Source organism: Alteromonas sp. WD8-37, from assembly GCF_055326825.1.
In genome coordinates, this window is sequence record NZ_JBUZOV010000002.1 from 1 (window position 1) to 26,751 (window position 26,751).

Below are 26,751 nucleotides of genomic sequence, written 5' to 3' on the forward strand. Positions count from 1 at the left end.
GTGCGAATACATGCATGGACAGGGTTAGCTACCCAAATAGAGTCCGAATATACGCACGCATCAAACTTTTTACTGGGTCACAAACGTGTTGCTTAACAGGAGGAGTCCATATACGGGATGACGGGGGTGGTGGGTGCCGGGTTATGGTCTACATGAACACCTATTAAGTCCTCGCGGCCCCTTCCCGGTCATCGCGGCGCAGGCCGCGATCTCCCACTATGACTGACTCGGGTAGCATTTGCGCACCAAGGCGGTAGCCCAGGGAGATCCCGACTTTCGTCGGGACGACGGGGGGCATCATTGGCGCAGCCAACGGTTGCTCACCGCTTTAATTTCCCTGCGTTGCTCAAAATTTGATAGGGTGGCAAAAAAACACAAGGGAACTCACAAATGAAAAAAACACTGATTGGACTGGCGTTGGGGCTGGTATGGGGTACTGCTGCGGCAGCGCAGGATGTTGAATCACTGGTCTCTGAGGTGGAGCCCAAGGTGATTGAATGGCGTCATCATTTTCACGAATTTCCAGAGCTGTCTAACCGCGAATACGATACCGCCAAATACATCACCGAATTTTTGCAGACACTGGATGTGGAAATCACCACCGGCGTGGCCAAGACCGGCGTAGTGGCTGTGCTTGATAGCGGCCGTCCGGGTCCGGTAGTGGCGTTGCGCGCTGATATGGATGGCCTGCCGGTAGAAGAGCGTAACGACCTACCGTACAAGTCCACCCAAACCGGTGAGTTTGACGGCAATACCGTGCCGGTCATGCATGCCTGTGGGCATGACACCCACATGGCCATGCTGATGGGCGCGGCCAAGGTGCTCTCGCAGATGAAAGATAAACTGCACGGCAAAGTGAAGTTTATCTTCCAGCCAGCCGAAGAAGGCGCACCGCCAGGAGAAAAAGGTGGCGCGGAAGTGATGGTTAAAGAAGGCGTGTTGAAAAACCCAGATGTGGATGTGATTTTTGGTTTGCACATCAATGCCAACACCGATATCGGCAAAGTACGCTACACACCCAAAGGGGCCATGGCCGCGGTCGACCCGTTTAAAATCGTGATCAAAGGTAAACAGGCCCACGGTGCCTATCCATGGAAAAGTGTCGACCCTATCGTGACTGCTGCCCAGATGGTGATGTCACTGCAAACCATTGTCAGCCGGGAAATTAAGGTGATCGATAGCGCTGCGGTGGTCAGTGTGGGCTCGATCCATGGCGGCAACCGTTCCAACATCATTCCTGAAGAAGTGGAGTTGGTGGGCACCATTCGCACCTTAAGTAAAGAAGCCCGTGAGCATATCTACGAAGCCATGGAGCGCAAAGTGCAGGGGATTGCCAATAGCATGGGCGCTAAAGCCGAGCTGACCCTGCCGCTGGATTACAGCTATCCCATTACCTTTAACGATCCGGCACTCACCGCGCAGATGCTGCCCACATTAAAACGCACTGCGGGCCAGCAAAATGTACTGCTGTCTAAGCCGGTCACCGGTGCCGAAGACTTTTCATTTTTCCAAGAGCAGGTGCCCGGGTTGTATCTGTGGGTCGGCGGCAAGCCGTTGGATGTGTCGGTGGAAGATTCTCCGGCGCACCATACGCCGGAATTTTATGTGGATGACAAAGGCATGAAACTGGGGGTCAAATTGTTGACCAACATGACCCTGGATTACATGCAACAGGCTCAAAACTAGTTCGACGAGTCTTCTTTTTGTTCGCCTGCCGGTGTCACGGTGGGAGCATCCTGATGCACTTCGGGGCTCTCACCATACTGCTCACCGGTATGGCGATGCCGGCCAATCACATACAACACCAGGTAACCGGCAATGGCCGATACCAGTGAGCCGGCTAAGATCCCCACCCGTTCATCAAACATCCGGTTGACCCCGGACTCTTCAAACGCCAGCGCGCCGATAAACAAACTCATGGTAAAGCCCACGCCACATAGCAGTGAGCAGCCGTAGATATGCTTAAAGTTTATGTCCTCCGGCAATTTGGCCAGGCCCAGCTTGACCACCAGCCAGCAAAAGGCAAACACCCCAATCTGCTTGCCCACCACCAGGCCTAAAAAGATCCCAAAAGTGACCGGGTGAAAAATCCCCTCGGGGCGGATCTCACCAAAATTGATACCGGCATTGGCAAAGGCAAAGATCGGTAAGATGGCAAAACTGACCGACGCATTAAGCTCATGTTCCAGTTTAGTCACCGGGGAATGAGATGGGTCGTGTTTGGCCCGCATGGGGATAAAGGCGGCCAGCACCACACCGGCGAGGGTCGCGTGCACGCCGGACTTAAGTAGCGCAACCCACAACACCAGCCCAACCAGAATATACGCCGGCAAATCCACTACATTACGCCGGTTCATCAGCCATAACACCACCAGACAGCCGGCCGCGATTAATAGCGCGGTTTCGGTGATATTGTTGGTGTAGAACAACGCAATAATTAAGATGGCACCGATGTCATCGATGATGGCCAGGGTGACCAGAAAAACTTTTAAACTGGCTGGTACCCGGCTGCCCAACAAGGCCAGAATACCCAACGCAAAGGCGATATCGGTGGCTGCCGGTATCGCCCAGCCAGACATGGCTTCGCTATCCCCCCAGTTGATCCACACATACACCAGCGCCGGGATGGCCATGCCGCCTATGGCACCAGCCGTAGGCAGCACAATTTCTTTGGGATTGGCCAGCTCGCCTTCACACACTTCACGTTTAAGTTCTAAGCCTACGTGAAAAAAGAAAATGGCCATCAGGCCATCATTGATCCACAACAGTAAGGGTTTTTCGATACCCCAGCTGCCGGCGGCAATGATCACCGGTACTTCAATAAGTTGGTTGTACCAGTACTCGAGTGGCGAATTGGCCACAATCAGGGCCAGTACCGTGGCCGCCATTAATACAATACCCGCCGAGGATTCGCGTTTTAAAAATTCGGTTACCGCCTCGTTAAGCTGTTGGACTTCTTCTTTCAAACTCATGCTTCACTCTCAGTCTTAAAATCGAGGCCGCCGGGTGGCGGCAAGTAGCCGGAACGATGTCACCTGTTAGTGATTGTTCAGCAAAAACAATGATTGATTAGTACTCTTACGAAAATTTGCCGCGATGGTGCGCTTAAGCTGCGGAAAAATACCAAAAATACTGGTTTTGATATGATGATCGCGGCAGGTAGGCAGGGCTGGCCGGCACTGGGCAGACGCAACATCGCTGGCCATTTTGTGGGCTTCGCCGGCATTTTGCGCTACAATCGGGCGCCTTCACGCACACCGGGTGTCAGCGCCTGGCGACTGCGGCTTATTCTTGATTTTGATTGTTACGGGGACGCACAAAAAATGGCAAAAGTTGCAATTGTGATGGGGTCGACCTCCGACTGGCCGACTATGCAGCAGGCAGCGCGCATGCTCAAAGATTTTGGGGTTGAATACCACGCCCAGGTGGTCTCAGCGCACCGCACACCTAACTTGCTGGTGGAGTTTGCCGAAACGGCCGAAGAGCAGGGGTACAGCTGTATCATTGCTGGTGCCGGCGGGGCAGCGCACTTGCCAGGTATGCTGGCAGCGCACACCCATCTGCCGGTATTTGGCTGCCCGGTCAAATCAAAAGCGTTAAACGGGCTGGACTCACTGTTATCCATCGTGCAAATGCCTAAAGGCGTAGCGGTAGGGACGCTGGCCATCGGCGAAGCTGGTGCCGCCAATGCCGGGCTGTTGGCAGCGCAGGTTGTGGCGCTGCAGGAGCCGGCGGTACGCGACGCCATCAAAGCCTTTCGGGCCAAACAAACCGAGACAGTGCTGGCCAGCAGCACACTGGAGCTGGACTGATGCGTATTTTGGTATATGGCGCCGGCCAGTTGGCGCAGATGATGTATCTGGCCGGCGCACCACTTGGCATTGATGTGCAGGCGGTGGAAGTTAAAAATGATAGTGTGGTCCACCCGGTCAGCAAACGGCCGCTGGATCAAACGTTGATCCAGGCCATCGAGTCAGCCGATGCGTTAACCGTAGAATTTGAGCATGTGCCAGAGCGGCTGCTTGAACAGGCCGCCAAAACCGACAAGCTGATGCCCTCCATGGATGCCATTTTGGTAGGAGCCGACCGCGTCCGCGAAAAGCAACTTCTCGAATCGCTGCATATTCCAAACTGTGCTCATCGCATTGTTACTGACCTGGCCCAACTGGATGAGTGCGTCAGCGCGCTGGGTGAGCGCCTGATCATCAAAGCCAGCCGTGATGGCTATGATGGCTATGGCCAATGGCGATTGCACGCTGCCAAAGACCTGCCCGCACTGAAGCAGGATCTGGCCGGTCTGGATTTGAAAACAGTGCCGCTGGTGGTGGAGCAAATGCAGGCCTTTGAGCGTGAAATATCGCTGATTGGCGTGCGCAGCCAAACCGGTGATATCAAAGTGTACCCGCTGGCAGAGAATCTGCACCATAAAGGCCAGCTGCATGTGTCGGTGGCCCCAGCGACACATACCAGTGCGGCAGTGCAACAGCAGGCCGAAGCCATCTTCACCAAGTTGGCCGAAGGCATGCAGTATGTCGGTGTACTGGCAGTGGAGCTGTTTCAAACCGGTGATGACTTGCTGGTCAACGAGCTGGCGCCGCGGGTGCACAACTCAGGTCACTGGACATTGAGCGGTGCCACCACTAGCCAGTTTGAAAACCATCTGCGCGCGCTGGTGGGCCTGCCGCTGGGAGATACCCAGGCGCGTGAGCCGGCAGCCATGGTTAATATCATCGGCTGCGGGTCGTTTTCCCGTGAGCTATTGAGTATCCCAGGGTGCCATTTGCATTGGTACGGCAAATCGGTGCGCAAAAAACGCAAAATGGGCCACATCAATCTGACCGCGCCCAGCTATCGTGAACTGGGTCAAAAGCTGGCGCAGCTGGCCGACTACGTGCCTACCGAAGCCTTTCCGCATCTGGCCGACGAAGCCCGCCGTTTAAGCGCGATAAAATAGTCGCCGGCATAATACTTGACAGCGACCATTTGGCCGCTACAATACGCCCCGCTGCTCGCCACTCAAGGCATGCGGGTAGCGTCTTTTCTTAGTGTGCCGACTTAGCTCAGTTGGTAGAGCAACTGACTTGTAATCAGTAGGTCGCCAGTTCGATTCCGGCAGTCGGCACCATTTTCTTTGCAAATATCTTGTCACCCGCCGCATCCGCGCTAGTATAGACATAAGGTCTTATTGGAGCGCTTCAAATGCGTGCTATCTCTCTGTTTTTATTAAGTGTTACACTGTTTAGCCAGGTTGTCTTTGCGGCCGCCACGGTAACGGTCGACGATCCCTATATTGCCGCCACTTTTACCAAAGCCACCTCGGCGGCCGGCTATGGCACATTGCATAACAATGGTAGCGAGTCGGTGGTGCTGATTGGGGTCAAGGTAGCCAGGTCGGTGGCCGCCGCGGCCAGTTTGCACCGCACCACCATCGAAGATGACATGACCAGCATGCGGGCATTGCCGCAGGTGGAAATCGCCGCTGGTGACCAGGTGGTGTTTGAGCCGGGTGCCCGACATATTATGCTGACCGGCTTAGTCGGTCCTTTGCAGGCGGGCCAGACTATCCCGCTGACTCTGATATTTAAAGATGGTACTACCCAGCCGGTGGACTTTGCCGTGCGAGCAGCAGACGCTCATGCGCATCGGCACCATGAAGATCATTGAGGCCGGCTAAACCAAAACCAGATGCCTGGTGTACTATCTACTCACAATGATTTATCTAAAAAAATCATCGCAAAAACACAAGGAGCGCATGATGAGCAAAATTGATATCGGTATTTCAGAAGCTGACCGCAACACAGTGGCAGAAGGCTTAAAACATCTGCTGGCAGATACCTACACCCTGTATTTGCAAACGCACAATTTTCACTGGAATGTATCCGGCCCGCAATTTCGTACATTGCACCTGATGTTTGAAGAACATTATACCGAGCTGGCCACTGCTGTGGATGATATTGCCGAGCGGATCCGGACCCTGGGCGTAGTGGCGCCAGGCACTTATAAAGCATTTGCCGAGTTAAGTTCCATCACAGAAGTTGAAGGGGTACCGGAAGCCACCGAAATGGTGCGTCTGCTGTGCCATGGCCATGAACAGGTGGTTAAAACCAGCCGCGACGCGCTTAAGCAGGCTCAGGAAGCTGAAGATGAATCATCGATTGCATTGATCTCGGATCGCATGCGCATTCACGAGAAAACCGCCTGGATGCTGCGCGCGACGCTGCCTAACTAAGACCGGAAACCACGATACCATGATGAAAAAAATGACGTACATCGCCCGTGTGGCAGCGCTGAGCACTGTAGTCTGCAGTGCCAGCGGCTGGGCGGCCGATAGCGAACTGCAGGTAAAAGAACTGGCCACCGGATTGAAAAATCCCTGGGGCATGGCATTTTTACCCTCTGGTGACCTGCTGCTGACCGAGCGCGCCGGCCAGGTTCGCAAATATTCGTTTGATGAGGGCTTGAGTGATCCATTGGCCAATGCACCTGCTGTGCAGGCGGTGAACCAGGGCGGCATGCTGGATGTGGCCATTGACCCGGAATTTGCCAGCAACCAGACCATTTATCTGTGTTACACCAAGCAGGGCAGTAACGGTAACAGCAGTGCGGTGATGCGCGCCAAGCTGGACGGTAATAGCCTGACCGACAATCAGACCATCTTTGTGGCCAAGCCTCTGGTGGATAACGGGTTTCACTTTGGCTGCCGACTAACGTTTGATGCGCAGAACAATCTGTATGTGGCCATGGGCGACCGCTATAAGTACATGGATGAAGCGCAAAACACCGATAACCATTTTGGTAAAATTGTGCGCATTCGCCGTGACGGCAGCGTGCCGGAGGACAACCCGTTTGCCGACGGCGAGGCACCTGAGGTGTTCACGTACGGCCACCGCAATGTGCAGGGTCTGACCACCCACCCGCAAACCGGTGCGATTTGGGCCATGGAGCACGGGCCTAAAGGCGGTGATGAAGTGAACCTGCTGGCAAAGGGCAATAACTATGGCTGGCCGGCTATCACCTATGGGGTGGATTACGATGGGACAGTGATTTCAGATAAAACCCATCAGGAAGGCATGGAACAGCCGGTTCTGTACTGGGATCCGTCTATCGCGCCCAGCGGCATGGCCTTTTACGATGCTGACACCTTTGCTGACTGGCAGGGTGATTTATTAGTCGGTGCGTTAAAATTCACCCATCTGCGCCGGATCGAAATGAACGATGGCCAGCCGGGCGAGCAGCACGAATATTTGCGCGATCGTAATGAACGGATCCGCGATGTGGAAGTGGGCCCCGACGGTTTGATTTATGTATTGACCGATGCCCCCAAAGGTAAGTTGCTGCAGCTGTCGCCAGCCAACTAGCTAATTAATTTCTGATGTTCAAAACCGCGCTTTTTCAGCGCGGTTTTTTTATGGCTTTATGGCCACTGCGCCCCCGCGTCTGCGGTACAGCGGTGATCTGGCCACGCTGGCCTGACAGTACCAACCTGTGATACCCGGCCTGGCGAGCCACCACGGCCAGCCAGGCTCTTAAACTTCCCATGCAAGGCGGCCGGGTCGCGCTGTTTATTATTCTCTTCCGGCCAGATGGGTTAACCCAAGGAGATTGATATGCTGCGTTCAGGTTTAGCCGTACTTCCCCTGGCCTTATTGAGCTTAGGCTGCCAGGCCGATAACCATGCTACTGATCACGCCACCGACCATGCTAGCGCCTCACTGACAGTAGAGATGACCAATGTGCAAACCGGCCAGTCGGCCGGCAGCGTGAAATTACACGATCATGAGCATGGTCTTGTGCTGACGCCCGACTTGCAAGGGCTCGATACCGGTGGCCACGGTTTTCATGTGCATGAAAACCCCAGCTGTGACACTGCGATGAAAGACGGCGAAAAGGTGCCCGGTGGTGCGGCTGGCAGCCATTATGATCCGCATAATACCGACAGTCACGGCGTTCCCTGGTCTAAAGACAGCCACTTAGGCGACTTGCCGTTACTGTATGTCGGTGAAGAGGGGCAGGCCACCCATCCGGTAATTGCTACCCGTTTAAGTGTGGCAGATGTCAAAGGCCGGGCATTGATGGTGCATGCCGACGGTGATAATTATGCTGATGAGCCGGAAAAACTGGGCGGCGGCGGTGCACGGGTTGCCTGTGGGGTGATCCGCTAAGCCGGCTGGCTGTGAGGTTAGCCTTGAACGGGCAGGCCAGCCGGCCTGCCCTTAATAATGAGAATTACTGATTAGTGCTGGTTTGCTCGCTGTCCTGATAGCGCTCAAACCAGGCCACAATGTTGCCAACCTTTTCAATCAGGTGAGACGGGCGTGCCGCAATGCCATGCGAGGCACCCGGGATCCGCACCATGGCTGCATCCACCCCTTGCAGGCGCAGTGCCTGATAAAACTGCTCTGATTCGCTGATGGGAGTGCGGTAATCCGCTTCGCCGGTTAGCAGCAGCGTTGGGGTAGTGACATTGCCCACCAGTGACAGCGGCGAATGTTCCCACAGATGATCAGCCACTTCCCACGGTTTGCCCGGCATCCAGTATTGAGAAAAATACGGGTAGGCATCAGCAGTCAGGGCAAAGCTCATCCAGTTGATCACAGGCTTGGCAACCACGGCCGCAGCAAAGCGGTCAGTTTTACCGATGGACCAGGCGGTCAGCACACCACCACCGGAGCCGCCGGTGATAAATAGCTTGTCTTTATCCACATTGCCTTTGGCCACCACCGCATCAACCACATCCATCAGATCCTGATAATCATCCGACGGATAATTGTGGTGGATCATGTTGCCAAATGCTTCACCGTACGACGAGCTGCCCCGAGGGTTGGACCATACCACCACATAACCCTGCGCCGCCATCAGTTGCACTTCCATGGCAAAGTGCGGGCCATACGCGGCATGTGGGCCACCATGAATTTCCAGGATCATGGGGTATTGTTTGCTGGCATCAAATTCAGGCGGGTAGGCCACCCAGGCATCAATGGGGGTGTCGTCGCCGCTGGCTTTGATCGGCAGATGTTCCACCCGCGCCAGTTGCAGATGCCCCAGCGCGTCTTCGTTTAACTGCGTGACCACCCGTTGCTTACCCTTGGCAGAGACCAGGGCAATATCGGCCGGGCGTTGCGGATTGGCGGTAGTGATGGCCAGAGTACCGTCACTGGCCAGCGCGAACTGGCCGGACGTGTAAGGACGGCCCAATGACTGCCCGCCTAAGCTCACATCCAGTTTGCGTATGTCACCCTGCAGGCTGGCCCGCGCCAGGCGGGTATGGCCTTTGTCATCATAAGCAAATACCAGTGACTTGCTGTCTTTGGCCCAGACAAAATCGCCTAAGGAGCGGTCCAACTCACTGGTCAGCCGCGTGTGTTTGCCACTGTCTAAATTCATGACCACCAGATCGCTGTTTTGATACGACTTTTTGCGATCGTTTAGCTGAGTAAACGCCAGATATTTGCCGTTTGGACTCAACTTAGGATTGCCTTCCGGGCCTTCCATACTGGTGACCTGTTCCACCTGACGGCTGGCAGTATCAACCTTAAATAGGTCGGCGCGCAGCGGATGCAGAGCAAAATCGGCCTGGCGATCTGCCGCAAAATACACCGCTTTGCCATCGGACGAAAAGCTTAAAGTGCCGCTATTGGGATACTCCCCGGTGGTCAGCTGGCGCGGGGTACCGCCGGCCAGGGGCAGCAAATAAATCTGGTTGTGACCATTTTGCAAATAACCGGCCCCATCCGCCCGATAATTGGTTTTTTCGATATATTTGGCTGATTCGGCCCATTTGGCGCCATCGGGTTTGCCGGGCATGTCGGTGAACAAACGGGCCGGCTGACTGGGGGTAAACGCGGTAAAAGCCAGTTCGGTGCTATCGGGCGACCACACCACATTGGCCGGGCTGTGCTGCAGATTGGTCAGGCGTGCCTGTAGGCCAGAGTCCAGATAATGTACATACAGCTGGGCACTGCCGCTCTGGTCACTGACAAACGCCAGCTTCATGCCATCAGGAGACAATACCGGTTCGCGGATATTGCCAGCGTCGGCCAAAAAGGGCCGGTGCTCAGCACTGTCGATATCAATCTGCCACAAAGCCGAGGTGGTGCGATCCTGCATGATGTCCATGCTGCGGCGCACATAGTACAGGGTGCTGGCATCTTCGCTGAAAAATGGCGAGGCCGCATATTCGATGTTAAACACATCGGCATACTGCAAGGTGGTTGGCAGTTGATGATCATCCGCCACAGCCAGGCTGCTTAGCAAGGTGGCGCTAAGCCCCAGGCAGGTTGCTTTTAAACCCATAATAGATCCTTGTTGTTGATGTTATTTATCCGCCGCCGGGCGCGGCGCATCATAGGCGCGGCCTTTGAGTGACACCCGGCCACGCAATATATCCTTGAACATCACCCAGTCGCCCAACAGGCTATAACCGGGATAAGTGAATGTTGCCGGGCGGTTTTTTTCAAAAAAGAAATGGCCCACCCAGGCACAGCCATAGCCTATTACGGGCACCAGTAGCAATCCAGCCCACTGTTGACTCAGCATTACCCAGGCCAGCACCGCCAGTACCAGCCAGGAGCCAATAAAATGCAGCCAGCGGCAGGTGGGGTGGGTGTGCTCCGACAAATAATACGGATAAAAATCGCGAAAACGCGAAAAGTGCGGTACAGCAGCCATGAGCATTACCTGACATGTGAACAGATTGTTAATCGTAAAAGGTCGCGGGGCCTAATGCAACGGCGCATCGGCTTGTTTTTTGATGCAATTACCCCATATCATCAGGCAACTTTACGCAATTGATAGGCACTCTTTTATGGACACATTCGGGCAAACAAATGTGGTAGATATCACGCCGGAAAATTTTCAACAGGTGATCCTGCAGCAATCCCAGGAAAAACTGGTGCTGGTGGACTTTTGGGCAAGTTGGTGTGAACCCTGTAAAGATCTGATGCCGATGCTGGAAAAGATAGCCGGTGAATATACCGAGCATATGATCCTGGCGCGGGTAGATTGTGAAGCCCAGCAGGAGATCGCGGCGCAATTTGGGATCCGAAATCTGCCCACGGTAATGGTGGTGCAAAATGGTCAGCCGGTGGACGGCTTTGCAGGAATGCAAGGCGAAGCGCAGATCCGTGAGATGCTGAGCAAATATCTGCCGCAACCTGGCGATGCCGAATTGCAGCAAGCCCTACAACTGGTGCAAGCCGGCGATTACCAACAAGCATTTCCACTGGCTAAACAGGCTGTGGATGTGAATCCGGACAACATTGACGCGCGCTATACCTACATCGATTGTTTGATTGAAACCGGCTCGCTAGCCCAGGCTAAAAGTGAGCTGAGTGAAATTCGCATGGTAGATCAGGACCAGCGCTACCAGGCGCTTAACGGCAAGATTGAACTGGCCGAGCAGGCCGCTGACTCGCCCGAGCTGCGCCAGCTGGAAGAAGCCGTGGCGGCCAACCCGGATGATTTGCAGTTAAAGATTGATTTAGCCGTGCAGTTGCAACAGGCGCATAAGGTCGATGAAGCCTTGCCATTACTGCACAAGGTGTTGCTGACCGATTTGAATTTTGGTGATGGCAAAAAAGTGATGCTGGATATGATCAATGCGCTGCCCGATGGTGACCCGCAAAAATCACTTTACCGGCGTAAAGTCTACAGCCTGCTGTATTAAGCGTAGGGCTAGCGGGCGTTAGGGATTGAAGCCTTCCGCCCGCAGCCATTTGAGCGCGGAAAAATAACTGTCGAAATACTGGCGCTGATAGTTGGCCAGCGGGCCATCAGCCTGGTGGTCAGGATGAGTACGCTCGATTTGCGCACGCTTGACCATGCCCATGTCCAGCACATAGGCTGAACGCTGCAGCCCGCGCTCAATGCAGCGGTTGATTGCGCTGGCCAGCAGCTTTTGACATTCCGGGGTGGTTAATACCCAGCGGCGCCCGTCCAGTAACGCCGCCCAGGGCGCATTATCAAAACTGCGGATAACCACTGTCAGCTCCTCTACCAATGCCTCGGTGGTGGCCAAATTCCACGCCCCGGTGGCATACACTTCCAGCATATTGCCTGACTTATCCAGTGTGTACTGACCATAACTTGGAAATCGCATCCTGCCTCGCTAATTTTAGCCAACCCAACTCACTTGCTACTGATTACAGTGTATGCTTTTTTTGCCGGGCTACCATTGTTCCTTAGGCTACTTTGTTAAACCATTTTTTGCTAAGGTTAAAAAAATGTTTACAGAGCGCCCTTATGTACCAGCAGTATTATCAGCATTTTCTCGACGCCCACCCCGGTCAGCAGCATTTTGCCTGCCACAGTCATTATTATTGGCCAGATGTTACCCGCCAGGCCATGCTGGATTACTGGGACGACAGCGCCCGTTACGCGGATGACAAGTGGAGCCACTTTTTTAGCCATGCGGTACCGGCGGTACAACAGGCCATCAGTAGTCACCTAAACACCGGCCAGCCTGAGCAAATTGTGTTTGCCCCCAACACCCATGAACTAGTGATGCGACTGTTCAGTTGCTTAGATACCAAGAGTACGCCGGCGGTGTTATCCACCGACAGTGAATTTCACAGCTTTACCCGCCAGGCGCAGCGGCTGGTCGAAGACGATGCTATCGCGCTGACCCAGATCCCCACCTTGCCGCTGGCCAGTTTTGCCGAACGCTTTGGCGAGGCAATCCGCTCGCGCCGCTGGGATATGATCTTTATCAGTCAGGTATTTTTTAATACCGGCTTCGGCGGCCATGATTTGGTTGAGCTGGTGCGCCAGGTGGAGGATCCTGAGACTCTGATTGTGATCGACGGCTACCATGGTTTTATGGCGCTGCCTACCGATTTGGCGCCTATCGCTGACCGGGTATTTTATTTGGCCGGTGGCTACAAATATGCGCAGGCCGGCGAGGGTGTGTGCTTTGCTCATATACCGCCTTCTTGCCGTGCGCGGCCGGTGTATACCGGCTGGTTTGCTGAATTTGGCGCGCTGGACCAGCCGCGCCGGCAGGCCGTCAGTTATGCTGACAACGGTATGCGCTTTGCCGGTGCCACCATGGATTATTGCGCCTTGTACCGGCAGCGTGCGGTGTTTGCCTGGCTCGACAGCCTGCAGCTGGATGTGTCGGCCATCGATGCCCACGTCAAACAGGTGCAGGCAGCCTTTTTGTCGCAGCTGGAGACGCTCGATCATCGCCACCTGCAGCGTGCTAATCTGGTAGTCGAGGCGCCTGCGCAGCGCGGCCACTTTTTAACCTTCACGCTACCTGATACGCAAACTTGTGCCGACCTGGCCGGGCGCTTACACCAGCACGGGATCCTGACTGATTACAGGGATGCACGCCTGCGCTTTGGGTTTGCGCTGTATCATAGCCCTGATAAGCTGGATCTTGATCCCATCAGACATTGCTAAGGACGCCAATGGACGCATTTTGGATCGCACTGGCCCTGGTGCTGGTCATCGAAGGCATCGGGCCGCTGTTATTTCCCAACCGCTGGCAACGATTGTTACGCCATATCAGTGAGTTGCCCAGCCAAGAGTTGCGCCAGGCTGGCGCAGTGCTGGTCACCGTCGGCGTACTGTGCGTATTTTTACTGACCGCTTGAAGGTTATCGCTTTTTTTGAAGCAAATTATAGCGGCTAATATTGGCTGCCTATCAAGCTAGTGGCTGCGCGTGATTGCGCATAAAATACACACAAAACAGATGATCCCTGCGACCGATCTCTGGTAGAATCCCCGCCTAATTTTTTTACACATTCGATTCATGGCAAAGAACGTAGTGGTACTTGGCACCCAATGGGGTGACGAGGGTAAAGGTAAGGTTGTAGATCTTCTCACAGACCGGGCAAAATATGTGGTGCGCTATCAAGGTGGCCATAACGCCGGTCATACTCTGGTAATCAACGGTGAAAAAACAGTATTGCACCTGATCCCATCGGGTATCTTGCGCGATAATGTGACCTGTATCATCGGCAACGGCGTGGTACTCAGCCCGGAAGCCTTGATGACCGAAATCGCCATGCTGGAAGAGCGTGGGGTACCGGTACGCGATCGTTTGAAGATCAGCGAAGCCTGCCCGCTAATCCTGCCTTATCATATTGCGCTGGATGTGGCGCGTGAAAAAGCCCGTGGCGCCAAAGCCATCGGCACCACCGGCCGTGGTATCGGACCTGCTTACGAAGACAAGGTGTCGCGCCGTGGTCTGCGCGTAGGCGATCTGTTCAATGCTGAAGATTTTGCCACCAAGCTCAAAGAAGTGCTGGATGTGCACAATTTCACTCTGACCCAGTACTACCACGAAGAGCCGGTCGATTTTGATAAGACCTACCAAGAAGCCATGGCCGTGGCGGATATTCTAAAATCCATGGTGGTTGATGTCACCGATACCCTGGATAAAGCCCATAAAGCCGGCACGCCTATTATGTTTGAAGGCGCGCAGGGCACGTTGCTGGATATCGATCACGGCACCTATCCGTATGTTACCTCGTCGAATACCACGGTGGGTGGTGTTGCTACCGGTGCCGGCTTTGGCCCGCTGAACCTGGACTATGTGCTGGGTATCGTTAAAGCCTATACCACGCGTGTCGGTTCTGGCCCGTTTCCTACTGAGCTGGCCTGTGATGTGGGTCAGCATCTGGGCGAAAAAGGCCATGAATTTGGTGCCACTACCGGACGTAAGCGCCGTACCGGCTGGTTTGATGCGGTCGCCATGAAACGTGCGGTACAGATCAACTCGATCACCGGCTTGTGCCTGACCAAACTGGATGTGCTGGATGGCCTGGATACCCTGCAAATCTGTGTGGGCTACAAAGATGCCGACGGCAATGTGAAAGATGTACCGCCGATGGCTGCCGACGGTTATGACGCAGTCACCCCGGTATATGAGAGCATGCCTGGCTGGTCAGAAAACACCTTTGGTGTGCAGGACTATGACGGTCTGCCAGAAGCGGCTAAAAAATACATCAGCCGGATCGAACAGATCACCGGCGTGCCGGTAGATATCATTTCGACCGGCCCGGATCGCAACGAAACGATCGTTTTGCGTCATCCCTACGACGCGTGATCACACTTTATCCATAAAGTTATCCACAGCCTGCCCCCGGTAGGCTGTGGTTTTTTTTAGCTGGTGGATTTTGCTTGCTTTTCCCCCGCAAACCCGCTTTGATATGACTTCGGTTTAGTTTTTGTTCAACCACCATGATGCAATCTGTACCTACCCCCGCGGCTGTCGAGCCGGCATTACCCGTCCCTGAACTTGATGCGTTGCTGACGCCACTAACCACCAGTTTTGCCAGTGGTAAAACCCGCGATATCGAATGGCGAAAAGGCCAGTTAAAAGCGCTCAAAACCCTGTTGCAGCAAGAAGAGGAAACTCTGCAGGCCGCTCTGCAAGAGGACTTGGGCAAGTCTGCAGTAGAAAGCTGGGCCACTGAAATTGGCTTTTTGTTGGGTGATATTAAACATACTGTCAAACACCTCAAACGCTGGGCAAAACCGCGTAAGGTGGCGACCCCGTTAGTTGCGCAGCCAGCCCAAAGTTATGTGCTGCCAGCGCCGCTGGGCTGTGTGTTAGTACTCGGTGCATGGAATTATCCGTTGCAGTTATCCCTGGCGCCATGCATTGCTGCGTTGGCTGCCGGTAACTGCGTGGTGTTGAAACCGTCGGAGCTGGCACCGGCCACTTCCGCCGCGCTGAAAAAACTTATCCCCAGGTATCTTGACAATGGCGCGATCGCTGTGATCGAAGGTGGCAAGGCGATCAGTAGCGATCTGTTGGCGCAGCGCTGGGATCATATTTTTTATACCGGCGGCGAAGCGGTGGGCAAAATTGTCATGCGCGCCGCCGCACAACACCTGACCCCGGTGACCCTGGAACTTGGCGGTAAAAGCCCCTGTCTGGTGGACCGTTCGGCCGATATTGCCATCACTGCCCGGCGAATTGTGTGGGGTAAGTGGCTCAATTGCGGGCAGACCTGTGTGGCCCCCGATTATGTGATTGTGGAAGAATGTGTCAAAGACGCGCTGCTTAAGGCGATCAAAGCCGAGATCCGTGCTCAGTATGGCAAGCAGCCATTGCACAGCGCAGACTACGGCAATATTGTGAATGCCCGCCATCTGGCGCGATTGCAGGGTTATCTTACGGATCAGAATGTCTGGCTGGGTGGCGAGGTGGACGAAACACGCCCGGCCATGGCCCCCACAGTGGTGCTGGATCCGTCCTTAGATGCTCCCCTTATGCAGGAAGAAATCTTTGGCCCAATTTTACCGATCATCGGTACTTGCCGTATCAGCGACAGCCTGGCTCTTATCAATGCCCGGCCAAAGCCGCTGGCCCTGTATTTATTTTGCGCCGATTCCAAGGTGCAGCAGCAAGTGCTCAACCAAACCAGCGCCGGCAGTGTCTGTGTCAATGACACCATGCTGTTTATGACCAACCCGGACCTGCCATTTGGCGGCGTAGGAAACAGCGGCATGGGGCGCTATCATGGCCAGGCCGGCTTTGATAACTTAAGCCATCTGAAAGCGGTAATGCATCGCCGCTTCTGGCCGGACATCAAATTACGCTACGCGCCGTTCAGTCAGCTGAAACAGGCGTTGCTGCGCAAAATTTTATAAGGAGTTTTTATGCCTGCCCCGTTTCACTTAGCCATTCCGGTGGATGATCTTGATGCTGCGCGTGCTTTTTACGGCGACACATTAGGCTGTGCCCAAGGGCGCAGTGATAAGCAGTGGATTGACTGGAATTTTTACGGCCATCAACTGGTCACCCATCAGGTGGCGCAGATGCCAGACTGGGCCGGTCAGAACGGGGTCGACAGCCATGCAGTGCCAGTGCCGCATTTTGGCGTGGTGCTGGACATGGCACAGTGGCAGGCACTGGCTACCCGCTTAGAACAGGCTGCCATCGAGTTCATCATCGCGCCCTACATTCGCTTTGCCGGCCAGCCCGGCGAACAAGCCACCATGTTTTTTTGCGACCCGGCCGGCAATGCGCTGGAATTTAAAGCCTTCGCCCAGCCGGATCAGCTATTTGCCAGCTAACCAATCATAATCATGCTGGCCACCAAATAGGCGACCAGGGTCAGCCCGCCGCCAAGCAGGGCATAGGGTAACTGCGTGCGCACATGGGTCAAAAGGTCGCAGCCAGCGGCAATGGATGAGACCGCCGAGGTATCTGAGATGGGCGAGCAGTGATCACCAAAGATCCCGCCGCCCAAAATCGCCGCAATCACCAGCGACGGTGGCAGGCCCAGTGCCTGGATCAGCGGCACGCCGATGGGAATAAGGATGGCAAAGGTGCCCCAAGAGGTGCCGGTGGTAAAGCTCATGACCGCCCCGGCCAGGAACAACATGGGCACAATCAGCACCACGGGCAGATATTCACCCACTACACCAGACACAAATACGCCGGTGCCCAACACCTTCAAACTGGAGCCTAAGGTAAGCGACAGCAGCACGATAGTGACCAGCGGCAGCAGTTCGCCCATGCCTTTAAAGCCGACCTTCACCGCTTCCTGATGACTGAAACGACCATGCCCCAGCAAAAGCAGATAGGCCACCGCGGTGGCCAGCATGGTGGCATACAACACTGATTTACTGCCACTGCCTTGCGCCAGCGAGCCGTCACCGGTCCAGAACATAAAGCCCACCATGCTGGTCACCATCACCAACAGTGGCACCACCATAAAGCGCGCCAGGGTAGCCGGCTGGCTTTCCAGCGTGGTTTCTTCCTGCTGACGGCGCTGCTCTTCCACCGCCATGGGGCCATGCACCTTGTCACGCACAATGGTGTACACCACGATGGCCAGGGTAAACAGGGCATAAAAGTTCAACGGTACGGTGCCCCACAGCACGCTGACCGCTGACTGCTCCAGCTCGTAGGTTTCCAGCATACCCAGCACAAAGGCACCCCAGCCGTTAAGCAGGATTAGGATACACACCGGCGCACTGGTACTGTCGATGATGTAAGCCAGCCGGGCCCGGCTCATCTTGTATTTGTCGAACAGACCACGGGCGAAGATCCCCGACGTCAACACACTTAAATTGGACTCGATAAACACCGCTATCCCGGTGGCCATGGTCAGGCCACCCACCTGACGACGGCTGCGCGCCACCCCTTTACCGGTCAGCCAGTTAACCATGGCCGAAACCCCGCCAGAATCGCGGATATAGGCCAGTAGCGCGCCCACCAGTACCGAGAACAACAAAATACGGGTGTTGCCAGGACTGGCGGCCACTTCAATCACCCGCTCCATCGAGGTGATGGGGGCCAGCCACACTGCACCGCTTTGTTGGACCAGCAGCAAGGCTTCGGCGCATAATACCGCCAGCAGCAAGGCCATGATCACTTCTTTTTTCCAAAACACGACAGCAATGGCCACAAGAGGCGGGATTACCGACAGCCAGTCCATAATGAGATCCTGCATTTATATTGGGATGGCAGCGATGCACGGGCCGGCTGGGCGGCACATCGCCAAAACGAAGGCGGTATGATACCCGAGCCGGTGCCATTTCGCGATGACTGTAGGCGGTTTGCCGGTCAGGCTGTATTTCTTTTAACGCGCGGCTTGCGTAAGATTGGCCGCAATGCTGTTGCCGGAGCCTCTATTGTGCGTACTGTGTTTTTTTGTTTATTGATGCTGATTACCGGTGTGACGCAGGCGCAAAGCCCCACACCCGCCCAGCAGATTGGTCAGAAGTTGATCCTGGACTTTCGTTATTTTTGTGCCCAGGGCACCTCTTCGGCCGCCTGTCGCACCCCGGTCACTACCTTACCCGACCAGCTCAAAACGCTGTTACAGGACTACCAGATTGGCGGGGTCATTTTATTTGGCCAGAATATCGAATCTCGCGAACAGGTGCTGAGCTTAAACTATGCGATGCAACAAGCCATGGCAGGCAATGGCCGGCCGCCGCTGTTTATCGCCATCGACCAGGAAGGCGGCCGGGTGGCACGCCTGCCTGATAGCATTACCAGCCGTTTTGTGGGCAACATGGCCATTGGCGCCAGCGCACCAGCCCGGCAGGCCTATTTTGCCCGCCAGGTGGCCGGGCGCACCGCCAGTGCCCTGAAACTGCTGGGCTTTAATACCAATTTCGCCCCCTCAGTGGATATCAACAGCAACCCGGCCAACCCGGTGATCAATGTGCGCAGCTATGGCGAGTCGCCGGCGCTGGTAGCTGAACTTGGCCAGCTGACCGTGGCACAGATGCAGCAACATGGCATTTTAAGCGCCATCAAACATTTTCCCGGCCATGGTGATACCCATGTGGACAGCCACAGCGGCTTACCGGTGGTGACCCACGCGCAAGAACGCATCGAGCAGGTAGAGTTGTTGCCGTTTAAACAAATTCTGGCCAGTGAGACCCCGCCGGCGATGGTAATGACCGCGCATATTCAGTATCCGGCGCTGGATGACAGCACCCTGACCAGCCGCGATGGTGAGCAAATCATTGTACCGGCGACGCTGTCACAGCCGATTCTGACCGGCGTACTGCGTGAGCAGCTCGGCTATACCGGCCTGGTGGTCACCGATGCCATGGACATGGCGGGGATTGCACAGTTTTTTACCCCTGAGCAGGCCCTGACCCAAACGTTTTCTGCCGGCGCGGATTTGGCGCTGATGCCGATGCCAGTGCGCACCCCGGCTGATATTGAGGCACTGACAGCGGTAATAAAGCGGCTGGCGGCAAAACTGGACAGTGGAGAACTTGACCCGGCAGCCACTCAAGCCTCACTGGCCCGCATCGCGCGCACCAAGGCACAGTTTAAGATTGGCCAGTGGGTGAATGAAACATTATCTACCCGGTTAAGCCAGGCCGCGGTATTGCCCCGCCCGGCGGATGCCAAAATCGAGCAGGCCCTGGCCCGGGCTGCGCTAACCGCAGTCAAGACTACCCCAGACACCATACCCCTTAACACCGCCGGGCGCTGGCAGGTACTGATGCCGGATACAGCGCGCTGCGACGCATTTGTTCAGGCGGTGTTACAGCGACAGCCCAAGCTGCCAATACAGTGTCATGCGCTAACCAGCCTGCCGGCCACCGCGCTGCCAGCGCTGGATGCACAGGATGTGGTGATCATAGGCGATATCAGCCCGCAGCACAGTGTGGCAGAAATGGGCGGGTTGGACAGTAACAAAGAAGTTTCCGGGCGGCTGTCGGTCAGCGAGAGCCAGGCCTATGCCCGGCGCCTGCTGCGGCATGCCCGGCAACAGGGCGCGACCGGGGTATTTGTGGCAATGCGGGCACCGTATGCTGCAGCGGATTTTGCACCCGTGAGTACACTTAGCCTGGCCACCTTTGGCTATAATGTGACAGTCAATGAACGCGGCCAGGCCAGTGGCGCGGTGTACGAAGCGCTGGCCGATGCGTTATTAGGCAGGCAGGCGCTTACCGGCGCGGCACCGGTGAGTCTGGCGCGCTAAGCTGCCCCTGTACAAGGTCCACCACCGTGGTTCCCAATACTGCCCGGCTTGGTTGCTGAGCGCGGGCCATCACAAAAACTGCGGGGGTGGCGGGCAGAAGCGTATTTGCCAGCGGCGTACTGAGTTGCAGCACCGGCCAGTCAGTCTCGATGGTAAGTAAGTTCTCACTATCTATAAAATAACTGATCCCCTGGCGCAGATAGGCCAGATAGCTGGCGGTGGTCAGGGTTTCAGGCTGTTGCACCTGATGCCCGCGTCGCACCAACAACTGCTCGCCCTGGCCATCCAGATCGATAAAGCCGCCTTGCTCCTGTAAATCTCCCAGCGCCATAATCTGCGGCCAGTCGGCCTGGGTGTTGATGCCAATATCGGCAAACCAGCGTGCGCCGTCATCCTCTACTGCCACATGGCGCAGCAATACATCGTAAAGACCATTTTCGATATTGGGCGGCAGCGCGGTATACCCGCTGACCGGGGGCAGCGCGGCAGCACCCGGTAGCAATGCCAGTAAGGCGCGGTGTAAAGCAGTGACAGCCATCTGACGGGCGGTGCATCGGGCCGGATCATTATAGGCAGCGCCACATTCTATTAAAATGGTGGGGCACAGAGCGGCACACTGGTCACCAAAACAGCGCGCTGAATAGCTATCCACATAGCGGGCCAGCGCCGCATCAAAATGGTTACGCAGTGTTTCAGCCAGTGCTGCAATGAGCTGCTGGGCATGGTGTTCATGGGCGGTGGCTGTGTGGGCGTCATTTGCTGGTGGCGCATAAAACGCCAGGGTCGAGGGCGCTTTGCTGTACGCGCCGGCCCGGTAATAGCGGCTCTGGTCATGCAGGTTAAACGCCAGCTGGGGGCGATGACGCTTGAATTGTTGCCATAAGATGGCCGCTTCGGGGCTTTGTACCGCGCGGGCATCGCGGTTGATATCAATGCCCTGGGCATTTTCGCGGGTGTGCGCAGCCGCGCCGTCGGGGTTGAGCATTACCAGCATCACGATTTTGCACTGGGTTTGCCAGCCGGCCGGGGCCACTTCACCAGGCTGGCTGGCCAGCAGATGCAGCCAGTCCAGCACCGCCGCGGTGGTGGTGGGCTCATCACCGTGCATTTGGGTCCAGCCAAACAGGCAACGCGGGCCGTGGCCGATACTTAAACAATGAATAGGCCGGCCCTGATGCGAGTGGCCCACCAGCGTCATCTGCATCGCATCACACTGACTCAGCCGGGCCAGCACCGGCTCAATATCAGCATACTGGAGCGTCGGCTTATCCAGTTCCGGCCAGCGATAGTGTGCATAATGGTGCTGCAGCGCGGTTAGATAATCAGTCATGTGCTTGCTTTGTGGGTAAAGGCTTACTTACCTCATTCATCAGGTAAACAATATGGTTGTAAGGAATGCCGGCAGCGCGGGATAGGCCCAGTTCGCAGGTGCGGCTGGTACTAAACCCGCGGCGACACTCGGCCGGCAGCTGTTCTGCCAGACCATGTAGCGCCGCTTGATTCAGCTCAGGCAGAGTAAAGCCTTTATCTCCGGCAAAGCCGCAACAGGCAATATCGTCCGGCACCACCACTTGCTTAGCCAGCTGCCGGGCCAGTTGCAGCAGCGCTGGCGCCTGGCCGCTACGCTGGCTGGCACAGGTGATATGTAATGCCACCGGTTCCCTGGCCGGGGTGATGGCCAGCCGCGGCAAAACAGTGTGCAATAAAAAGCTGCTTAGCTCCTGCACCGCCGGCGAACTGCTGCCCTGCAGTGCCAGGGCGCAGGCACTGGTATCGGCCACCACTGGCCAGCGCCCCTGCTCACTGGCCGCGGTCAGTGCAGCACGCACATCCTGCTGACATCGCTGATGCGCCGCCAGGTTGCCCTGGCTGGCAAATGGCTGGCCGCAGCACAGCGCCGATTGATTATCCGGATACACCACTTCGATACCGGCCTTATTACACACCGACACCACCGCCTGGGTTAGCGGCGGTAAGGCGTTATTGCCCAGCATGCGATTGGGGCAGCCCACTAGATACACCACTTTGTCGGTAAAAAGCTGGCTGGGTGCCGGCCGTGCTGGGGCTGGTGGCGGCAGCACAGCCAGAGGCGCTGGAAGCTGTGGCTGCCAGCGGCTGGGGGTAAGTTGCTTCACCGTATGGCCGGCGCGTACCGCCCAGCGGCCGATGGCCAGACTGCCGGCAATATGCTGGCTGGCCCACTGCCGCGCCTGAGGCTGACGGCGCGCCCGGCGGGCTTTGATCCACGCCCCGGTGTCGATATTTACCGGGCAGCGGCTGGCGCACATGCCGGTGGCCGCGCAGGACTCGTCACCCAGATAGGCAAAATCATCCTCGATACGCGCCCGCTGCGGCGCGGTCAGGCTCACCGCACGCCGCTGCAAAGCAATGCGCTGGCGCGGGGTCAGGGTCAAATCCCGTGACGGGCAGGCCGGTTCACAAAAGCCGCATTCGATGCAGGCATCCACCATGGGGTCCACCGCCGGCAGATGCTTAAGATGGGACAGATGTGTCTGCGGATCGGCGTTAAGGATCACGCCGGGATTAAGAATGTCGGCCGGGTCGAGCATTTGTTTAAGCCGTTTCATGATGGCTACCGCCGGTTTGCCCCATTGTTGCTCTAAAAAGGGCGCCATGTTGCGGCCGGTTCCGTGTTCGGCTTTTAAGGTGCCGTTGAGCTCATCGCTGACCAGCGTGCTGACCGCCTGCATAAACTGTGCGTAGCGCTGAATATCGGCTGGCTGGGTAAACGCCTGGGTAAACACAAAATGTAGATTGCCGTCCAGTGCATGGCCAAAAATGATCGCTTCGTGATAGCCATGGGTTTGCAGTAAGCGGGTGAGCGCAGCGATGCCGCTGGCCAGATCGGGCCGGTCAAAGGCCACATCTTCGATGATCACGGTTGTGCCGGCTTCGCGTACTGCGCCCACTGCCGGAAACAGCCCCTTGCGAATAGCCCACAGATGTTCAACCACGTCAGCATCGTGGCTAAAAGGCTGCAGCGCCTGGCAGGTGGGGGAGTCGGTTAACAAATCGGTAAGCTGCTGTGACTGGCTAGACAGCTGCCGGCCACCCTCGGCGCTGATTTCCACCAGCAAGGCCACCGCCGTATCGGTGATAGGCTGCTGCGTGTAATCATGCAGCAGCGGTTGCACCGCGCGCAAGGCCCGGCTGTCCATCAGTTCAATGGCCTGAGCACCCTGGCTGGCCAGCGTATCGAGCACAGCACAGGCGGCATCAGCACTATCAAACAAAAACAGCCCGGTGGCGCGATGGGCGGGCACCGGCACCGTGTTAAGCACCACTTCGCCGATAAAGCCTAAGGTTCCTTCTGAGCCCACCAGCAGATGACTGATAATGTCTACCGGCTCATCAAAATCCAGCAGCGCCTGCAGACCATAGCCCATGGTATTTTTAAGCCGGAACTGATGACGGATATGCGCGCACAGTGCAGCATCAGCCCGCACAGAATCGCGTAATTTTTGCAGATTACGTATTAAATCCCGGTGTTGGGCATAAAAATTGGCTACCGAGGCGGGCTGGCGGGTATCCACCAGGGTGCCGTCGGCCAGCACAAACTGCATGGCCGCCAGCGTATGATAGCTGTTGTGGCGCACCCCACAGCACATGCCCGAGGCATTATTGGCCACGATCCCACCGATTTTGCAGGTATTGATAGACGCCGGATCCGGGCCAATTTTGCGCTGATACGGGGCCAGCAAACGGTTGGCCTGCGCACCAATCAGCCCTGGCTGCATAGCAATACGCTGGCCGTTGTCCAGCACGGTGGCTTTTCGCCAGTGATGAGACAATAAAATCAGCACCGAATCGCTGACCGCCTGGCCGGACAAGCTGGTGCCGGCAGCACGAAAAGTGACCGGCACCAAAAAGCGGCAGGCCAGCTGCAATACCTGGCAGACCTGGGAAAGGGAATCGAGTACCAGCACCCGGCGTGGGGTCAGATGATAAAAGCTGGCATCGGTGCTGTAGGCCAGCCGGCGGGGCAAATCATCGACGATCTGCTCATGGCGCAGTATGGCGGTGAGCTGCTCACTAAAGGCTGCCCAGTGCTCCCCGACAGAATAGGTTGGTGCCACGTACTTAACATCCCGACTGTTATGATGTGACCATTTAAAGAAACTTTTGCTGCGCAGGCAACCGTTTTTATTCGGTGTCCGGGTACAACAGATACGGCCGGCGCTGCTGTTTAAACGCGGCTAAGCCGGGTTGCCAGCTGGCTTTCAGGGTGGCCAAATCAGTGCCATTTTGCAGGGCTTTGCGAATAGCATCGGTTCCGGCCAGCTTGTCAAAAAAGTCCGGCCGAGTGATTAGCGCGGTATCATTGGCGGCAAACTGGGCATATACCTGGTAGAGCGGTCGCAAGTCGAACCCTTGGATAGCACTGTTGCGTAAATCCAGCGCCATCAGCTCCTGACCGGCCAGTTTGGGATCTGGCGCACCCTCGGTGGGGGCCGGGGTAAGGGTTAAATCCCCCAGTCGGATCTCAGGATGGCCCAGTAGTTGAAACGGGTAGGGCGTACCACGTCCGACACTGACGGTGGTGGCTTCAAACAGGCACAAAGACGGGTACAAGCGCACCGCGGTGGCGTTGGGTAAATTGGGGCTGGGGTCGATAGGCAGCGCATACGGCTGGGTGCGGGTGTACCCGGGCATGGTGATGGTTGTCAGATCCAGCTCATCGGCGGCGTTGATCCAGCCTTCTCCGCGCATCATCAAAGCCAGCTCGGCCACCGTCATACCGTGCAACAAGGGAATGGGATCCACCCCCACAAACGATTCAAAACCTGGCTGGCGCACCGGCCCGGCTACATAGGCCCCATTCGGGTTGGGCCGATCCAGTACCACCACCGCCGTGTCCCGTTCGGCGGCAGCTTCAAGCACATAATGCAGGGTACTGATATAGGTATAAAAGCGGGCGCCCACATCCTGGATATCAAACACGATAGTATCTACATCGCTGAGCATATCCGCCGACGGTTTTTTATGCGGGCCGTACAGTGACACCACCGGCAAACCGGTCTGGGTATCGATATTATCTATCACCGCCTGGCCGGCTCCCAGTTTGCCACGAAAACCGTGTTCCGGCGCCATCACCTTGATCACATTGATTTCTTCGGCCAGTAAAAAGTCCACCAGATGTTGCTCACCCACCCGGGAGGTGTGATTGACCACCAGCGCCACCCGTTTATTTTGAAGTAGTGGCAGGTATTGCTCTGGTTGCTCGGCACCCACGGTCACTGCGCCGGCTGGGGAAGGCAGGCTGGCGGTGATGCCCACCAATAGCAGCATCAAAAATCCGCACAAAGAAAAACGCTGAGGTCGCATAGATCACTCCGGTTGATGGCGGGCCAGTGCCGGGCTTAACCGGCCGGCGCTGGCGTCTAAAATAGCCTGGGCCTCCTCGGCGCTGCTGTGGGTCAGCAGCATCAAGATGGCCGCCTTAGTTTGCTGACCGGCTGCGTGCAAAGCCTGCTCAGCCTGTTCGCGGCCACAGCCGGTGGCCTGCATCACAATACGCAGCGCCCGGGCTTTTAGTTTTTGATTGCTGGCCTGCACATCCACCATCAGATTTTGATAGGTTTTGCCCAAACGGATCATGGTAGCGGTGGACAGCATATTTAATAGCAGTTTTTGCGCGGTACCGGCTTTTAAGCGGGTGGACCCGGTCAAGGCTTCAGGGCCCACCACCGGGCACAGCGCCAGCTGCGCGTCGGTGAACACTGGCGAGTCGGGCGTGCAGGCAATGGCGATAGTAGCCGCACCGTGCTGGCGAGCGTGGCTAAGCGCACCGCACACATAAGGAGTGCGGCCGCTGGCAGTCAGGCCCACCACCACATCGTCCGGCTGCAGCGCAATGGCATCAAGATCTGCTGCGCCTTGCTGTTCATTATCTTCGGCGCCTTCCACCGCATGTTCAATGGCAGTGCGGCCACCGGCAATCAGGCCCACCACCAGCCCATCGGGCACCGAAAAGGTGGGCCGGCATTCAGCAGCATCTAAGATCCCTAACCGGCCGCTGGTACCGGCGCCGGTATAAATCAGCCGGCCGCCGCGTTCTAACCGCGCCACAATCACATCCACCGCGGCTGCTACCTGCGGCAGAATGGCGGCAATGGCCGGCGCCACTTTGTGATCCTCGGCGTTAAGCAAGGTGACAATATCCAACGCCGAACCCTCATCGATATGCAGGGTATCCGGGTTGCGTCCTTCTGAAATAATGGTGTCGAGCTGGCTAAGCAGGTCGGAAGAAGTGGTGGGCATAAGCAAGGCTCATCGGGTTGTGGGTAATCAGGTAGCGGCAGTATCCGCTGC

Annotated in this window: 23 protein-coding genes and 1 tRNA gene; 15 read left to right on the forward strand and 9 right to left on the reverse strand. The window is 56.3% G+C overall.

Annotation, left to right across the window (positions count from 1 at the left end):
• The first annotated feature begins 390 nt into the window (after nt 1–390).
• A complete protein-coding gene (locus ACTUJZ_RS05320; protein WP_463635254.1) occupies nt 391–1,686 on the forward strand; it encodes an amidohydrolase in 1,296 nt (431 codons plus the stop codon).
• On the opposite strand, the gene nhaA is transcribed toward ACTUJZ_RS05320, so the two are convergent.
• Nucleotides 1,683–2,972, reverse strand: a complete 1,290-nt coding sequence (gene nhaA, locus ACTUJZ_RS05325) for a Na+/H+ antiporter NhaA (RefSeq protein ID WP_463635255.1) — start codon at nt 2,970–2,972, stop codon at nt 1,683–1,685. The genes ACTUJZ_RS05320 and nhaA overlap by 4 nt on opposite strands.
• 351 nt (nt 2,973–3,323) lie before the next feature.
• On the opposite strand from nhaA, the gene purE reads away from it, so the two are divergent.
• From purE to ACTUJZ_RS05360, 7 genes are all read left to right on the forward strand, one after another.
• Nucleotides 3,324–3,812, forward strand: a complete 489-nt coding sequence (gene purE / locus ACTUJZ_RS05330; protein WP_463635923.1) for a 5-(carboxyamino)imidazole ribonucleotide mutase — start codon at nt 3,324–3,326, stop codon at nt 3,810–3,812.
• Nucleotides 3,812–4,954, forward strand: coding sequence for a 5-(carboxyamino)imidazole ribonucleotide synthase (locus tag ACTUJZ_RS05335; RefSeq protein WP_463635256.1), 1,143 nt, complete (start codon nt 3,812–3,814; stop codon nt 4,952–4,954). The genes purE and ACTUJZ_RS05335 overlap by 1 nt, the downstream gene beginning before the upstream one ends.
• 95 nt (nt 4,955–5,049) lie before the next feature.
• Nucleotides 5,050–5,125 (forward strand) — tRNA-Thr (locus ACTUJZ_RS05340).
• A gap of 74 nt (nt 5,126–5,199) precedes the next feature.
• The gene (locus tag ACTUJZ_RS05345; RefSeq protein WP_463635257.1) at nt 5,200–5,664 is read left to right on the forward strand and encodes a copper chaperone PCu(A)C; all 465 of its coding nucleotides are present in this window, start codon (nt 5,200–5,202) and stop codon (nt 5,662–5,664) included.
• Between the two features lie 91 nt (nt 5,665–5,755).
• Entirely contained in the window at nt 5,756–6,229 is a 474-nt protein-coding gene (locus ACTUJZ_RS05350; RefSeq protein ID WP_463635258.1) for a Dps family protein, read from the forward strand.
• A gap of 19 nt (nt 6,230–6,248) precedes the next feature.
• Nucleotides 6,249–7,358, forward strand: coding sequence for a PQQ-dependent sugar dehydrogenase (locus ACTUJZ_RS05355; RefSeq protein WP_463635259.1), 1,110 nt, complete (start codon nt 6,249–6,251; stop codon nt 7,356–7,358).
• Nucleotides 7,359–7,610: 252 nt separating this feature from the next.
• Entirely contained in the window at nt 7,611–8,162 is a 552-nt protein-coding gene (locus ACTUJZ_RS05360) for a superoxide dismutase family protein (protein WP_463635924.1), read from the forward strand.
• 64 nt (nt 8,163–8,226) lie between these two features.
• Here the strand turns inward: ACTUJZ_RS05360 and ACTUJZ_RS05365 are convergent, their stop codons facing one another.
• Nucleotides 8,227–10,293, reverse strand: coding sequence for a S9 family peptidase (locus ACTUJZ_RS05365; protein ID WP_463635260.1), 2,067 nt, complete (start codon nt 10,291–10,293; stop codon nt 8,227–8,229).
• 21 nt (nt 10,294–10,314) lie between these two features.
• Entirely contained in the window at nt 10,315–10,668 is a 354-nt protein-coding gene (locus ACTUJZ_RS05370; RefSeq protein ID WP_463635261.1) for an Mpo1-like protein, read from the reverse strand.
• Nucleotides 10,669–10,804: 136 nt separating this feature from the next.
• Between ACTUJZ_RS05370 and trxA the strand changes: the two genes are divergently transcribed.
• A complete protein-coding gene (gene trxA / locus ACTUJZ_RS05375) occupies nt 10,805–11,665 on the forward strand; it encodes a thioredoxin (protein WP_463635262.1) in 861 nt (286 codons plus the stop codon).
• 18 nt (nt 11,666–11,683) lie between these two features.
• Here trxA and ACTUJZ_RS05380 read toward each other — a convergent pair whose 3' ends face one another.
• Entirely contained in the window at nt 11,684–12,097 is a 414-nt protein-coding gene (locus ACTUJZ_RS05380) for a hypothetical protein (RefSeq protein ID WP_463635263.1), read from the reverse strand.
• A 143-nt stretch (nt 12,098–12,240) separates the two neighbouring features.
• Between ACTUJZ_RS05380 and ACTUJZ_RS05385 the strand changes: the two genes are divergently transcribed.
• The 5 genes from ACTUJZ_RS05385 to ACTUJZ_RS05405 all read left to right on the forward strand — a co-directional run bounded on the left by ACTUJZ_RS05385 (nt 12,241) and on the right by ACTUJZ_RS05405 (nt 17,032).
• Nucleotides 12,241–13,401, forward strand: coding sequence for an aminotransferase class V-fold PLP-dependent enzyme (locus ACTUJZ_RS05385; RefSeq protein WP_463635264.1), 1,161 nt, complete (start codon nt 12,241–12,243; stop codon nt 13,399–13,401).
• 8 nt (nt 13,402–13,409) lie between these two features.
• Complete coding sequence (locus tag ACTUJZ_RS05390) at nt 13,410–13,595, forward strand: DUF2065 domain-containing protein (RefSeq protein WP_463635265.1); 186 nt, start codon at nt 13,410–13,412, stop codon at nt 13,593–13,595.
• Between the two features lie 159 nt (nt 13,596–13,754).
• Nucleotides 13,755–15,053 (forward strand): adenylosuccinate synthase, encoded by a 1,299-nt coding sequence (locus tag ACTUJZ_RS05395; protein WP_463635266.1) that lies wholly within the window; start codon nt 13,755–13,757, stop codon nt 15,051–15,053.
• Nucleotides 15,054–15,190: 137 nt separating this feature from the next.
• Entirely contained in the window at nt 15,191–16,606 is a 1,416-nt protein-coding gene (locus ACTUJZ_RS05400; protein WP_463635925.1) for an aldehyde dehydrogenase family protein, read from the forward strand.
• Nucleotides 16,607–16,615: 9 nt separating this feature from the next.
• Nucleotides 16,616–17,032: a VOC family protein gene (locus tag ACTUJZ_RS05405; protein ID WP_463635267.1), complete on the forward strand. Its 417-nt coding sequence runs from the start codon at nt 16,616–16,618 to the stop codon at nt 17,030–17,032.
• Here ACTUJZ_RS05405 and ACTUJZ_RS05410 read toward each other — a convergent pair.
• The gene (locus ACTUJZ_RS05410) at nt 17,029–18,402 is read right to left on the reverse strand and encodes a Na+/H+ antiporter NhaC family protein (protein WP_463635268.1); all 1,374 of its coding nucleotides are present in this window, start codon (nt 18,400–18,402) and stop codon (nt 17,029–17,031) included. The genes ACTUJZ_RS05405 and ACTUJZ_RS05410 overlap by 4 nt on opposite strands.
• Nucleotides 18,403–18,480: 78 nt before the next feature.
• On the opposite strand from ACTUJZ_RS05410, the gene ACTUJZ_RS05415 reads away from it, so the two are divergent.
• Complete coding sequence (locus ACTUJZ_RS05415) at nt 18,481–20,418, forward strand: glycoside hydrolase family 3 N-terminal domain-containing protein (protein WP_463635269.1); 1,938 nt, start codon at nt 18,481–18,483, stop codon at nt 20,416–20,418.
• On the opposite strand, the gene ACTUJZ_RS05420 is transcribed toward ACTUJZ_RS05415, so the two are convergent.
• From ACTUJZ_RS05420 to murQ, 4 genes are all read right to left on the reverse strand, one after another.
• On the reverse strand, nt 20,384–21,748 hold the full coding sequence (locus tag ACTUJZ_RS05420; RefSeq protein WP_463635270.1) for a M14 family zinc carboxypeptidase: 1,365 nt from the start codon (nt 21,746–21,748) through the stop codon (nt 20,384–20,386). The two genes, ACTUJZ_RS05415 and ACTUJZ_RS05420, sit on opposite strands and share 35 nt — an antisense overlap.
• Nucleotides 21,741–24,515, reverse strand: a complete 2,775-nt coding sequence (locus ACTUJZ_RS05425) for an FAD-binding and (Fe-S)-binding domain-containing protein (RefSeq protein WP_463635271.1) — start codon at nt 24,513–24,515, stop codon at nt 21,741–21,743. The genes ACTUJZ_RS05420 and ACTUJZ_RS05425 overlap by 8 nt, the downstream gene beginning before the upstream one ends.
• Nucleotides 24,516–24,582: 67 nt before the next feature.
• On the reverse strand, nt 24,583–25,764 hold the full coding sequence (locus ACTUJZ_RS05430; RefSeq protein ID WP_463635272.1) for an exo-beta-N-acetylmuramidase NamZ family protein: 1,182 nt from the start codon (nt 25,762–25,764) through the stop codon (nt 24,583–24,585).
• Between the two features lie 3 nt (nt 25,765–25,767).
• Complete coding sequence (murQ, locus tag ACTUJZ_RS05435) at nt 25,768–26,700, reverse strand: N-acetylmuramic acid 6-phosphate etherase (RefSeq protein WP_463635273.1); 933 nt, start codon at nt 26,698–26,700, stop codon at nt 25,768–25,770.
• Nucleotides 26,701–26,751 lie beyond the last annotated feature (51 nt).